Below are 15,846 nucleotides of genomic sequence, written 5' to 3'. Positions count from 1 at the left end.
AAAATAAGAATCAAGTTGTCACTCATTACTTTGACATTGAGAAGTGCAAGAGTTGCCTTTCCAAGGAAGGGTGTTATAAGGAGGGTGCAAAGTCTAAAACTTATTCAATAACCATTAAGAGTAACGATCATCTTTTCCAGAAGAAATTTCAGGAAACACCTTATTTTAAAGAAATGGCCAGACATCGCTATAAAATCGAATCGAAGAATGCCGAACTAAAACAGAGACATGGCTTTGATGTTGCAAGGGCATCGGGTCTTTTCAACATGGAGTTACAGGCAGCCACAAGCATCTTTGTGGTCAATATGAAACGAATTATGACCTTAATAAATAAAAAATAACCGAGGATTTCGCTCAAATCGATGAGTGGTTCCTCGGTTTTTATTTTATTAAAAGTAAGAGAGTTACTTTTTCAGTGGGCTCGTCAAAATTGGTCTAACTTTTTAGATAGAGTTTCCTTTTTTATAGCGATTTCTTTAGAAATAAGGCCATCTGAAAATCGTTTCAGACTTGCCCAATAAATGGATTTTACTTTTACTAGCTTTACCTATTAAACTATTGATTTTTTAAGCTGTTTTTGATATATTAAATTAGTATAGAAAAAATTATATGTTTATTCAGAAGTGTTTAAAAATTGAGGAGGATATTTTTTTAAAACAAAATGCAAACGCTTACTTGGTAAACTGAAAGGAACAAAAAAACCGATGGATAAAGGATTATTTGAAAAACGTTGCAAATATAGTATTCGGAAATTTTCATTAGGAGTTGCTTCTGTTATGATTGGTGCAGCTTTCTTTGGAACTAGCACTGTTCTCGCAGATTCTGCACAAACAGGTTCAACAGCGAATATGCCAGCTGATTTGGCGGCAGCTCTTGCCAATGCTAAAGAGGATGATGGGCATGACTTTGAAGCACCAAAACCTGGTGAAGATCAGGGTTCTCCTGAAGTAACTGAAGGACCAAAGACTGAAGAAGAATTGCTGGCAAAAGAAAAAGAAACTGCAACTGCAACAAGCTCAGCAGCTTCAGATACTCTTCCTGAAGAACTACGTGGAAAACTTGATAAGGCTGAAGAAAATGGCCGCACTGCCTCAAAAGAAGAACTAGAAAAAGAAGATAAAAGCTTAGTCCCAGAAGATGTTGCTAAAACAAAAAATGGGGTATTAAACTACGGTGCGACTGTCGAAATTAAAAGTGCTGCAGGGCTTGGTAGTGGTATCGTTATCGGGGAAAATCTCGTTTTGTCTGTTTCTCATAACTTTATCAAAGATGTTCCAGATGGCAATAATCGTAAAGTAGCTGATAATGTTGAAAGTGATGACGATGTTTATACAGTTTCTTACAAAGGGGCACCGGACGTCAAATTCAGTAAGAATGATGTGAAACACTGGGATCGTGAAGGTTTCCTAAAAGGTTATAAAAATGACTTAGCCATTGTCAAACTTCGCAGTCCACTTGCAAATGCTCCAGTTGAAGTTTTGGATAAACCATCTACAATTAAGGTGGGAGATAAGGTGCATGTTTTTGGTTATCCAAAAGGCGAGCTAGATCCGATTTTGAATACCACTGTTGAAGCTATTAACAATCACGGAGAAGGTGTTCGTGGAATTAGCTATCAAGGAAGTGAACCAGGTGCCAGTGGTGGCGGCATTTTCGATGAAAATGGGAAATTGATTGGTATCCACCAAAATGGTGTATCTGGTAAACGTAGTGGAGGTATTCTCTTCTCACCTGCTCAGCTAGAGTGGATTCAAAACTACATCAAGGGTATTGAAACAACGAAACCAGCTGGTCTAGATGCTCTCGATAAACAAGTTGAGGACAAGGAAGAAAAACCAAAAGAGGATAAACCTAAGGAAGATAAGCCAAAAGAAGAAACACCAGCAGAAAATAAACCGACTGAATCAAAAGAAGTTACTCCAGAATGGAAAACGGTTGAAAATAAAGACCAACAGGGAACAGTAACAATCCGTGAAGAAAATGGAGTTCGTTACAACCAACTAGCTTCAACTGCTCAAAATGACAATGGTAAGAAACCAGCCTTGTTTGAAAAAGATGGTTTGACAGTCGATGCTAATGGAAATGCCACAGTTGATTTGACCTTTAAAGAAGAATCTGAAACAGGTAAATCTCGCTTTGGTGTCTTCATGAAATTTAAAGACACCGATAACAACGTTTTTGTAGGTTACGACCAAGGTGGATGGTTCTGGGAATACAAGTCAAATGGAAGTGGACTTTGGTACCAAGGTGGACGTGTTGCAGCTCCTGTTAATGGCTCAACCAACCACTTGACCATCAGCCTTAAATCAGATGGACAACTTAACGCAACAAACAATGATGTCAAACTTTTTGACACACTTACCTTACCATCTGCTGTAAATGACAAGCTCAAAGATGAGAAGAAAATCGTTCTTAAGGCTGGAAGCTATAGCAGTGAGAGAACCATTGTAAATGTTAAAACAGATGACCAAGAAGGCGTGAAAAACGACCAAGAGGCTGCTGAAAAAGAAAAAGGTGATACAGTAGACGATAGCAATGTCAAGTACGACACTATCGAATCTACAGTATTGAAAGCAGTCATCGACCAAGCCTTCCCACGTATTAAAGAGTACGTCCTAAATGGCAACAAGCTTCCAGGTCAAGTGCAACCGATTAATCAAGTTGTGATTAACAAGCACGCTGTGACTCCTGAAGTTACCTATAAAAAAGTCAACGCAACGACTGCTGAGTATGAAATGAAACTCCGTGATGAGGAAAATCTCATCAATGCAGATATGACCGTTCGTTTGCAAGTGGTGGACAACCAACTTCACTTTGATGTGACTAAGATTGTCAACCATAACCAAGTTACACCAGGACAAAAGATTGATGACGAACGTAAATTACTTTCTTCAATCAGCTTCCTAGGAAATGCCTTAGTATCTGTTTCAAGCGATCAAGCAGGAGCTAAGTTTGATGGGGCAACCATGTCAAACAATACTCACGTCAGTGGTGATGACCATATCGAAGTAACAAATCCAATGAAAGAATTAGCCAAAGGCTACATGTACGGATTTGTTTCAACAGATAAACTCGCTGCTGGTGTATGGAGTAACTCACAAAATAGCTACGGTGGTGGTTCTTACGACTGGACACGTTTGACAGCTTATAAGAACACGATTGGCAATGCTAACTACGTGGAAATTCATAGCTCTGAATGGCAATGGGAAAAAGCCCACAATGGAGTTGTCTTCCCAGCCTACACTCAAGAGCTTCCAAGTGCAAAAGTTGTCATCACGGAAGATGCCAATGCTGACCATAAGGTTGACTGGCAGGATGGAGCTATCGCTTACCGTAGCATCATGAACAACCCTCAAGGTTGGGAAAAAGTTAAAGACATTACTGCTTACCGTATCGCTATGAACTTTGGTTCACAAGCGCAAAACCCATTCCTCATGACCTTGGATGGTATCAAGAAGATTAACCTCAATACCGATGGTCTTGGCCAAGGTGTACTTCTTAAGGGATACGGAAGTGAAGGACATGACTCTGGCCACTTGAACTATGCAGACATCGGTAAACGTATCGGTGGTGTTGAAGACTTTAAGACTCTTATTGAGAAAGCTAAGAAATATGGTGCCCACCTCGGTATCCACGTTAATGCTTCAGAAACATATCCAGAGTCTAAATACTTTAATGAAGATATTCTTCGTAAAAATGCGGATGGTAGCTACAGTTACGGTTGGAACTGGCTTGACCAAGGTATCAATATTGATGCTGGTTATGACCTCGCTCATGGGCGTCTAGCTCGTTGGGAAGAGTTGAAGAAAGAGTTGGGTGAAGGTCTAGACTTCATCTACGTCGACGTTTGGGGGAACGGTCAATCAGGTGACAACGGTGCCTGGGCAACTCACGTTATTGCGAAAGAAATTAACAAACAAGGTTGGCGCTTTGCTATTGAGTGGGGCCATGGTGGTGAATATGATTCTACCTTCCAACACTGGGCAGCTGACTTGACCTATGGTGGCTATACAAATAAAGGTATTAACAGTGCCATCACTCGTTTTATCCGTAACCACCAAAAAGACTCTTGGGTTGGTGACTACAGAAGTTATGGTGGTGCAGCTGACTACCCACTTCTAGGCGGTTATAGCATGAAGGACTTCGAAGGATGGCAAGGACGTAGTGATTATAACGGTTATGTAACAAACTTGTTTGCTCATGACGTTATGACTAAGTACTTCCAACACTTCACAGTCAGCAAATGGGAAGATGGCAAACCAGTAACCATGACTGACAATGGTAGTACCTATAAATGGACTCCAGAAATGAAAGTCGAGTTGGTCGATGCTGCAAATAACAAGGTTGTGGTAACTCGTAAATCTAATGATGTCAACAGTCCACAATATCGTGAACGAATTGTTACGCTTAACGATCGTGTGATTCAAGATGGTTCAGCCTATTTGACACCTTGGAACTGGGATGCAAATGGTAACAAGCTTGAAAGTGACAAGGAAAAAATGTACTACTTCAATACTGAAGCAGGTGCAACAACTTGGACACTTCCTAGCGACTGGGCAAATGGCAAGGTTTACCTTTATAAACTAACTGACCAAGGTAAGACTGAGGAAAAAGAAGTTGCCGTGAAAGACGGTAAGATTACCCTTGATCTCACTGCAAATCAGCCATATGTTCTCTATCGTTCTAAACAAACAAATCCAGAAATGTCATGGAGTGAAGGAATGCACATCTATGACCAAGGATTTAACAGTGAATCTTTGGATCATTGGAAGATTTCAGGAGATGCTTCTAAGGCTGAAATCGTGAAGTCTCAAGGTGCAAACCAAATGCTCCGCATCCAAGGCAATAAAGAAAAAGTTAGTCTCACTCAAAAATTGACTGGCTTGAAGCCAAATACTAAATACGCAGTTTATGTCGGTGTCGACAACCGTAGTAATGCTAAAGCAAGTATTACTGTTAATACTGGTGAAAAAGAAGTAACCAACTACACTAACAAGTCACTAGCACTTAACTATGTAAAAGCCTATGCTCACAATACTCGTCGAAGCAATGCAACAGTTGATAACACAAGTTACTTCCAAAATATGTATGCTTTCTTCACAACAGGTTCAGATGTATCAAATGTAACCTTGACCTTGAGTCGTGAAGCAGGCGATGAAGCAACTTACTTCGATGAAATTCGTACCTTTGAAAATGAATCAAATATGTACGGGGACGGTCACGATACTGCAACAGGCGTCTTCAAACAAGACTTTGAAAATGTTGGCCAAGGTATCTTCCCATTTGTCATCGGTGGAATCGAAGGTGTTGAAGATAACCGTACTCACTTGTCTGAAAAACATGGGCCATATACGCAACGTGATTGGAATGGCAAGAAAGTTGATGACGTTATCGAAGGAAATTGGTCACTCAAGACAAATGGTCTCGTAAGTCGTCGTAACTTGGTTTACCAAACAATTCCACAAAACTTCCGCTTTGAAGCAGGCAAGACCTACCGTATTACATTTGACTATGAAGCTGGATCTGACAGTACTTATGCCTTTGTAGTCGGTAAGGGAGAATTCCAATCTGGACAAGCAGGTAATTTGGAAATGCATGAATTGGCAAATACTTGGACAGATTCTAATAAAGCGAAACGTGCAACCTTCCTCGTGACAGGTGCAGAAACTGGCGATACATGGGTAGGTATCTACTCTACAGGAAATGCAAGCAATACTCGCGGAGACTCTGGTGGTAATGCTAACTTCCGTGGGTACAATGACTTCATCATGGACAGACTTCAAATCGAAGAAATTGTCTTGACTGGTAAGATGATGACAGAAAATGCTGTCAAGAACTATCTTCCAACTGTTGCTATGACCAACTACACCAAAGAAAGTATGGATGCTTTGAAAGAAGCAGTCTTCAACCTCAGCCAAGCAGACGATGATATCAGTGTAGAAGAAGCTAAGTCTGAAATTGCTAAGGTCAATGCTCTTAAAGACGCTTTAGTGATGAAGAAAACAGCTCTTGTAGCAGATGACTTTGCAAGTCTTACAGCTCCTGCTCAGGCTGGTGAAGGTCTTGAAAATGCCTTTGATAGCAACGTGTCAAGTCTATGGCATACATCATGGAGCGGAGGAGATGTTGGTAAACCTGCAACTATGGTCTTGAAGGAAGCAACTGAAATTACTGGCTTCCGTTACGTTCCACGTGGTTCAGGATCAAATGGTAACTTGAGAGATGTCACTCTTGTGGTTACTGATGAAACAGGTAAGGAACATACCTTCAATGCAACCAATTGGGCTAACAATAATAAACCAAAAGATATTGACTTTGGTAAGACTATCAAGGCTAAAAAGATTGTTCTAACTGGAACAAGAACCTATGGTGATACTGAAAACCAATATCAATCTGCTGCAGAATTGGTCTTCGCTCGTCCACAGGTTGCTGAAACTGGTCTTGATACTACAGCCTATGAAGCAGCCTTGGCAAAAGCTCAAAAATTGACTGATAAGAGTAATCAAGAGGAAGTAGCAAGTGTTGTTGCCAGCATGAAATTTGCAACAGATAATCATCTCTTGACAAATAGAATGCTTGAGTACTTTGCAAATTATCTCGACCAATTGAAAGACCAAACACCTACTCCAACTCCAGATCCAGAACCAACTCCAGAACCTAAACCTGAAACTCCAACTTCAAGCAAGGGTGATGAAGCAGCACCAGTTGTTGACCTCCCAGAATTCACAGGTGGTGTAAATGGTGTTGAAGCCGCAATCCATGAAGTACCAGAGTTTACTGGTGGTGTGAACGCAGCTGAAGCCGCTGTTCATGAAGTTCCAGAATACAATGAAGTTGAGGGAACCGCAGGAAATGAAGTAGCTATCCACGAAGTTCCAGAATTTACTGGAGGTGTAAATGGAGCTGAAGCCGCTGTCCATGAAGTACCAGAGTATACAGGTGCGATTGGAACAGCAGGTGATCAAGCCGCACCTACTGTGGAAAAACCAACTGAAGGTGTTCGTGTCTTGTCAGATAAGACTACAGGAGTTGTAGTTGCAGGACTAGCAAGAGATTTGGCTACAGATCTTAATCTTAAAGTTCAAAAAGTAACAGACCAAAGTCTACAAGGTGTGAAATTTGATGCTTATGCTCTTCATTTAGTTGATAAAGATAAGCATGAGGTTCAAGCGAAGGGTGTAGTGCTTGTTCGACTTCCGGTTTCTAGTGAAGTAGCTGGAGTATACTACACTGCATCAGGTGAGGCAGTAAGCTTTACAAATGGTCAAGGTACAGTTGAGTTTACAACTAGTCAGCTAGGACATTTTGCAGTAGTTTATAAACAAGTTTCTAAACCACAAACGCCATCAGTAGGAGAACCAGGTCATAAACCACAAACTCCATTAACTGAGGAACCTGGAGGTCAAGTACAGACTCCATCAACAGAGAAACTGGATCATAAACCACAGAATGCAACAGTACAAAAACTCGATCAGAAATCAGATGATACTGCTAAATCAGAAATGAAGGAAGTAGTAGCTAAACAAGAAGCGAAGGATAAACTTCCAGAAACTGGTACTAGCAAGTCAGAGCATCTATTCTTCCTTGCCAGCCTCAGTCTAGCAATGTCTGCTCTATTTCTTGCAAAGAGAAAAGAAGATTAAAAAATAAAAAGTTTTCATTAAAAGAGAGCTTAGACTCCACAATCATTGTCGTGGAGAAAAAGAAAACCCAGAGAGGACCCTCTAGGTCCTCTCTTTTTCTAAAGGGGAATGAGAGCGCTTACTCCTTGTAGGCGTATGAAAGGAAATAGGAAAAAATGGGAAAACGTTTTTTTGAGAAACGGTGTCATTACAGTATACGTAAATTTACAATCGGCGCAGCTTCTGTTATGATTGGTGCTAGCATTTTTGGTGCTGGTGCGGTTCAGGCTGCTGAAACAGAAGGACCTGCAGAGACAGAAGGTACGGTAACACAAGCTCAGCCTCTGGATAAACTGCCAGCAGATATAGCAGCAGCTATTGAAAAAGCAGAAGCAAGTGCTGGAACTGTAGATGGTCAACCTGCAGCGTCAGAAACGGAAGCAACTGCAGCTGAAACAACTACTCCAAAACCAACTGAAACTCCTGCTCCTAAGGAAGAAGTAGCTTCAAAACCAGCTACAAATCCTAAAGAGGAAGCAGCTTCTGAGGCGAAACCAGCTGCAAGTCCTGCGACTAAAGATATAGTAGATACACCAGATGTCAATCATTTAGAAAAAGCTTCTGCTACAGCATCAAACCATGAAGCCAACACACAATACACAGCAGAAAAGGCAATTGACGGAAAACCTGATACTCGCTGGGCTACTGATCAAAATGTTGAAAAACCAACCATCGAATTTACACTTGAAAAGACAACAGTGATTAAGCATGTTGAGATTGATTGGGACCGCCGCGTTCGTGGTGAACAAAATGATCCAAATATCAAGTCATGGAACCTCTATTACGCTGGCCAGGATGATGTGAATGGTTCAGGAGTTAAAGAATGGAAGTTGGCTTATCAAAGAACAGGGAATCCTCTTCTTGATGAAAAAATTGACTTGAAAGAAGCTATCCAAGCTAAATACCTCAAACTTGAAATTACAGATTATCAAGCTGGTACAATGAACTGGAAAAATGTTGGGATTCAAGAAATTCGTGCCTACTCAAACATTCCAGACGCTAGCAAACCAACAGATATTCGCCAAGTGACAGAATTAGCTGTTGCTGAAGATGGGAAATCACTTATCTTGCCTAAATTACCAGGTCAAGTCAGCTTGATTGGTAGCAACAAACAGGGAGTTGTTGATCTTAATAACAAAATCTACAAACCCTTAACAGATCAAACTGTTAAGGTCATGGTCCAACAAGTCAAGGATACTCATACCTTCACAAAAGAATTTGAAGTAGTCATTAAAGGCTTGCATACAGACGAAGGCGTTGGCACTAAACCAGCAGTTGCTCCAGCAGTTCAACAATGGTATGGAACTGAAGGCAAGACTTCTATTACAGCTGATACTGTTATTTCAGTCGGAGATTCTGGATTTGGTCAAGAAGCTAAATTCTATCAGACCGACCTTGAAAGTCGTGGGTTAGAAATCGCTACAGGTGATCAAACAGTTCAAAAACGGATCGAATTTAAAAAGGTTGAAGACAAGGGTTATGGTAAAGAAGGCTATGGTATCACTGTAAAAGATAGTGTTATCACTGTAGAAGCTGCAACCAACGCAGGAGCCTTTTACGCAACTCGTACTCTTCTACAAATGGGCGAAAATGATTTGCAAAACGGAGAAATCCGTGACTTTCCAAGCTTCAGCCACCGTGGCTTTATGCTAGATACAGGTCGTAAGTTTATTCCTTATGATACACTTGTAGATATCATGCTCAACATGGCTTACTACAAGATGAACGATCTTCAGTTGCACTTGAATGATAACTATATCTTCTTAAAAGATCACTTGGCTGGTAAAAATCTTTCTCAAGATGAAGAACTAGACTATGTCCTCAAAAAAGCTAAGACAGGCTTCCGTGTAGAGACTGATGTTGTTGGTGAAAATGGTGAAAAATTAACATCTGACGAGCATTACACCAAGGAAGAAATGCAAGAAATCATCAAGTTGGCCAAAGCTTTGCATATCAACCTTGTTCCTGAAATTGATACACCAGGTCACGCCCTTTCATTCGTTAAAGTTCGTCCAGACTTGATGTATAAAGGTCAGCTTAGTGCGAGAAAACATAATGTAGAGCGCGTGGCTATGCTAGATTTGGATAACAAGTACGAAGAGACACTTGCTTTTGTCAAATCAGTCTATGATAAATTGCTCGATGGTGAAGACGCACCTCTCCATGGCGTATCTACAGTTCATATCGGTACAGATGAGTATTATGGAAATCCAGAAAGCTATCGTCGCTATGTCAACGATATGATCCAGTACATCAAAGGCAAAGGTTTGACACCGCGTATTTGGGGTTCCCTCAGTGCCAAACAAGGAACTACACCTGTAGATTGGAAAGATGTAGAAGTTGATATCTGGAGTATCCATTGGCAACGTCCAGCGGCTGCAATTGCTCAAGGTGCTAAGATTATCAATATCACAGATATTCCAACCTATAGTGTTCCAAGTGGAAGCAATAGTCAAGGTGGATATGGAGATTATGCCAACTATGAAACTCAATACAATCGCTGGACACCAAATGATTTCTCAACAGGTGGAGGACCACGTCTAGAAGCCTCTAATCCAAATATCCTTGGTGGTGGTCATGCAGTATGGAATGATAATATTGACCTCCATGAAACTGGACTCACTTCTTACGATATCTTTAAACGTTTCTTCAAGAGTATGCAATCAACTGCAGAACGCACTTGGGGTTCAGATCGTGCAGCCAAGACATACGCAGAACGTGTCCAACCAGCAAGTGTCTATGCACCACAATCTAACCCAGATAAGACCGTAGCTGAAGAAGACTTGTTCAAGATTAATCCTGAGACTGTCAAAGATTATCTTGCTAAGAAAGTACAGAAGACTGAAGCAGGTTTGAACTTCGAAAAAGATAGCACTATCGAAGGCCTAGTTGGTGATGCTGGACCAAGTCATGTCTTGAAATTGGATGTGACAGTGACTGGTGATGGCGAGCAAACCTTCTCAACAAGTGGAAACAATCAACTCTATCTTGCGGACAAAGATGGCTACCTTGCCTATAAATTTGAACAATTCCATATTCAATTTAACAAGAAACTTGAAAAGAACAAACGTTATCAAATTTCTGTCGTAACCAAACCTCAAGTGACAGAAGTTTATGTGGACGGTGAAAAGGTTGAACGGATTGCAAATCCAGCTAATCCACGTTTGGCTCATAATAGCTTGGTACTTCCACTTGAAACAATCGGTGGCTTTAAAGGAATCTTGCATAGTGCTGAGTTGTCAAATGAAGCATTTGTAAATCCACGTTTGATTCCAAATGATCATTTTACAGTTTCTGCAACTAGTCAGGAATTGCCAGGAACCAATGCAGAAGGTCCAGTCGAAAAAGCCTTTGACAATGATCCAAATACCTTCTGGCATTCAAAATGGTCTGGTCATCAGGCTCCATTTACAGTGGCAATGAACTTGAAAGCAGCTGAAACAGTGAATGGCTTGACTTATCTTCCACGTCCAGGTGGAGGCAATGGTGTCGTGACCTCTTATGAAATCTATGCTCAAAAAGATGGTCAAATGGTTAAAGTTGCTTCAGGAACTTGGGAAAACAATGCCAAAGAGAAAACAGTTAACTTTGATGCCATTGAAACCGATAAGGTAGAATTTAAAGTTCTAGAAGGTGTGCGTGGATTTGGTAGTGCTGCAGAAATTCAACTTCTGAAACCAGTTTCTACTAACAAGGTAGAAGAGCCAGTTAGTCCAGAGAAACCTGTGACACCAGAAAAACCTGAAACTCCAGAAAAACCTAAAGTTGAGGAAATGGGCGATGGTACAACTGAGCTTGCTGATAGCTTTGTAGCTACGAAACCTACAAGTGACGAAGCAGTTGCCGCAGCAGCCCAAAGTCAGGATTATCTCAAGAAAGAGTACAAGGTCTTCCCAACACCACAAAAAGTAACTTACGATGAAGGTGTTACGAAACTCCATAAACAAGTCAATCTTGTCATGGGCGATCAATTAGATATCTATACTCGTAACCGCTTGAAGAGTGTCCTACAAGATCATCAAATCTCCTACACAAGCAGTCAAACAGCAGTGGCAGGTGCTACCAACATTTACCTTGGTGTTCATGGTCAAAATTCACAGGCTGAAAAAGAAGTGTCTGGCATTTCTCAAGGACTCTTTGATAAGATTGATGCCTATGCCTTGTCTATCAAGAACAATACAATCTCTATCGTCGGTAAGGATACAGATGCTGTCTTCTACGGTTTGACAACTCTCAAACACATGCTTAATGAAAGTGAAGCTCCAGTCTTGCGTAATGTAACAGTTGAAGACTTTGCTGAAATTAAGAACCGTGGCTTTATCGAAGGATACTATGGTAACCCTTGGAGCAATGCTGATCGTGCTGAATTGATGCGCTATGGTGGTGACTTGAAGTTGACTCAATACTTCTTTGCACCAAAAGACGATCCATACCACAACAAGAAATGGCGTGAACTTTATCCAGAAGAAAAATTAGCTGAAATTCGTGAATTAGCGCGTGTTGGAAACCAAAACAAGACTCGTTATGTTTGGACCATCCACCCATTCATGAACAACCGTATCCGTTTTGGCAACGATGCTGACTACCAAAAAGACCTTGAAACTATTAAAGCTAAATTCACTCAATTGATGGATGTCGGTGTTCGTGAGTTCGGTATCCTAGCTGATGACGCTCCAAGTCCAGTTGGTGGCTACAATAGCTACAACCGCTTGATGAAGGACATGACAGACTGGTTGACTGAAAAACAAGCAACTTATGTTGGTCTTCGTAAGGAAATGATTTTCGTTCCAGGTCAATATTGGGGTAATGGACGTGAAGATGAGTTGAAATCACTCAACGAAAACCTTCCAAGTTCAACTTCTATGACCCTTACTGGTGGTAAGATTTGGGGTGAAGTATCAGAAAACTTCCTTTCTAACCTTAAGAACAACTTGACTGCAGGTGGTAAGACCTACCGTCCAGTTTCCCTATGGATTAACTGGCCATGTACAGATAACTCTAAACAACACTTGATTTTGGGTGGCGGTGAGAAATTCCTTCATCCAAATGTGGATACTAGTCTCCTTTCAGGTATCATGTTGAACCCAATGCAACAATCTGAGCCATCGAAGATTGCCCTCTTCTCTGCAGCCCAATATGCATGGAAACAATGGAAATCAGAAGAAGAAGCTAAGAAAGTAAATGACATCGCCTTCAACTTTGTTGAAAACGGTAAGTTTACAGATAGTGAAACATCTCTTGCCTTCCGTGAGCTTGGTAAACATATGATCAACCAAAACATGGATGGTCGTGTTGTGAAATTGGAAGAGTCTGTTGAACTTGCACCGAAATTAGATGCCTTTATGTCTAAGTTGAAAGCTGGTCAAGATGTCGGTGCAGAGCGTGAAGGCTTGCGTGCAGAATTTGCAAAACTTAAAGCAGCAGCTCAACTTTATAAAGCATCTGGTGATGAAAAGATGCGTGCTCAAATCCACTACTGGTTGGATAATACTATTGACCAAATGGACGCCTTGAGTGCTCTTCTTGATGGTACAGAAGCTATCGAAAAGAACGATTCTGCAAAACTTTGGGATAGTTACTATAAGGGCTTGAAACTCTATGAACAGTCTCAAACCTATACCTTCCACTATGTAGACCATGATGAAAGAGCTGAGTTGGGTGTTCAACACATCCGTCCATTCTTGCTTGGCCTTCGTGAAATCCTCGCAACAGAAGTTCAAAAAGCCTTGCATCCTGACCAAGTTATTAGTACCTTTATCACAAATCGTACAGGTGTAGAAGGTGGATTAGCTGAAGTAACGGACGGAGATTTGGGAACACATGCTTTGATCAAATCACCAAACAGCATTCAAACTGGTGACTACATTGGCTTGAAATTTAACAAGGCTGTTCCAGTTCAAAACTTGACCTTTGCAATGGGCACTCAAGCAAATCCTCGTGATACCTTCAACAACGCTAAGGTTGAATACCTCAATGAAAATGATGAGTGGGTAACACTTTCAGAACCAAGCTACACTGGTAATGAGCCTCTGCTTAAATTTGAAAACCTCAACATCAACGCCAAAGCTGTTCGTATGATTGCAACTTCAGATCGTGGAAACACTTGGTTTGCGGTAAGAGAAATTGCTGTGAACCGTCCTGTGGAAGTTACTCGTGCTAAACAGTCAGCTACTGTGACTATCAGTCCAAATCTTATGTACAAGTACAACACAACAGTTGGTCAGATTACAGACGGACGTGATAATACTGAAGCCATGCTTGCAAATGCTGATAGAACAGACACAACTCCAGTCAATGGTTGGGTACAACTTGACTTGGGTGAAGTTAAACCTGTGACCAAGGTTCGTTTGGTTCAAGGATCAGGAGATAAATTGGCAGAAGGTGTTCTTGAATATTCTGCAGATGGTAGCTCATGGCAAGAATTGGATCGCTTGGCTGGTGAACAAACGAAAGAAATCGAAACTCCAATTTCAGCTCGCTACGTTCGTGTACGCAATACTAAGAACATCAACCTATGGTGGCGTATCGCTGACTTCTCAGTTGAAACACGTGCAGGCAATAGCGAATTGACGGATACAAATGTTGAAAGCTTGAAGTCAACTCCAGTTTATGACAGCCTAGGCCGTTATGACCTGCAAATTCCAAGCGGAACTAAGCTTCCAGCTAATAGTTACTTGGGTATGAAACTTGATCGTCTACATCAAGCTGAAAGCATTCAAGCACTTGGTACAGAAAATCCATCTCTCAACTTGGAATACTCTCCAAATGCCCAAGAATGGTATCCAGCTAATCAAGTGACTGATAAGTCCTTGGTACGTTATGTTCGTTTGGTTAATAAGACTGGCCAAGAACAAGCAGTGACAGCAACATCTCTACTTGTTCAGACAAAAGAAGTTCAACCAACAACACTTGATTCTACATCAATGGGAATCCACCCAACATACGGTCGAAATGACGTTCGTAAGATCAAGAACTTGGATCAGTTGTTCGATGGTATTTACAATAACTTTGTAGAGTTTTCAGACTATGCTCGTAAAGACGGTCATATCACCTTGAAACTTGGTAGCGAACGTGACATCAAGAAGATTAGAGCTTACATCCAAGACGGCACTCAAAACTATCTCCGTGATGGTAAGATTCAAGTCAGTCAAGATGGTAAGACTTGGACGGATGTTGTGACAGTTGGTGACGGTCTTGCTAATGAAACACGTGATGATTCCTTGACAGATGGATGGACACATGATTCTAAGATGCCAGGAAATCGCTATATCGAGGGTGAACTTTCAAGTCCAGTTAAAGCCAACTATCTCCGTGTTCTATTTACAGCAGACTATGATGCTCGTTTTGTAGGCTTCACTGAGTTGGTTATCAATGATGGTGAATTCGTGAAACCAATCAATGACCCAACTGTTGAAGGAAACAGCGGTGAAAGCCAAGGCAACCTTTACACTAACCTTGTGGATGGCAAAGTCTTGACAAGCTACAAGGCTGAGAAAGAACAAGGTGAGCTTGTTTACCACTTGTCAGAACCAACAAACGCTAACCATATTCGCCTTGTTTCAAGTCTTCCACAAGGAGTGAAAGCTCGTGTGCTTGCTCGTACTCTGAAAGAGGATAAAGCAGATGCTTGGTCAGAACTAGGAGCAATTACCTCAAGCTTCCAAACATTTGCTGTCAGAGAAAAATCTCCATTATTGGATGTCAAACTCGTTTGGGAAGGTGGCAAACCAGAGTTCTACGAAATGACGACCTTCCACCAAGAACTGCCAGAAGAACCAGAGAAACCAGCTCCAACTACAAGTAAGGGTGATGAGCCAGCACCAGTAGTAGAAGTCCCAGAATTTACTGGTGGCGTAAATGGTGTTGAAGCAGCTGTTCAAGAAGTTCCAGAATACACTGAAGCTATTGGCACAGCAGGTGATGAAGCAGCACCAGTAGTAGAAGTCCCAGAATACACAGGCGGCGTTAACGCAGTCGAAGCAGCTGTTCAAGAAGTTCCAGAATACACTGAAGCTATTGGCACAGCAGGTGATGAGCCAGCACCAGTAGTAGAAGTCCCAGAATACACAGGCGGCGTTAACGCAGTCGAAGCAGCTGTTCAAGAAGTTCCAGAATACACTGAAGCTATTGGCACAGCAGGTGATGAGCCAGCACCAGTAGTAGA

At 41.4% G+C, this 15,846-nt stretch carries 3 protein-coding genes; all 3 read left to right on the top strand.

The window, feature by feature from the left end:
• Positions 1-341, top strand: a 341-nt coding sequence (locus tag QM374_RS09955) for a transposase (RefSeq protein WP_414311643.1), incomplete at its 5' end; no start/stop codon positions are given.
• A gap of 363 nt (positions 342-704) precedes the next feature.
• A complete protein-coding gene (locus QM374_RS09950) occupies positions 705-7,643 on the top strand; it encodes a SpGH101 family endo-alpha-N-acetylgalactosaminidase (RefSeq protein ID WP_414311642.1) in 6,939 nt (2,312 codons plus the stop codon).
• Positions 7,644-7,798: 155 nt separating this feature from the next.
• Positions 7,799-15,846: SIALI-17 repeat-containing surface protein (locus QM374_RS09945; protein ID WP_414311641.1), on the top strand; the 8,048-nt coding region annotated here is incomplete at its 3' end.

It is taken from the genome of Streptococcus infantis (assembly GCF_047465525.1).
GTDB lineage: Bacteria > Bacillota > Bacilli > Lactobacillales > Streptococcaceae > Streptococcus > Streptococcus infantis_R.
The sequence above is the reverse complement of the archived record's forward strand: the minus strand, read 5'-3'. Positions and strand labels throughout refer to the sequence as shown.

Excerpts from the sequence above, each read along its gene's own strand:
- QM374_RS09950 (WP_414311642.1), top strand. The coding sequence starts at position 705 with ATGGATAAAGGATTATTTGAAAAACGTTGCAAATATAGTATTCGGAAA.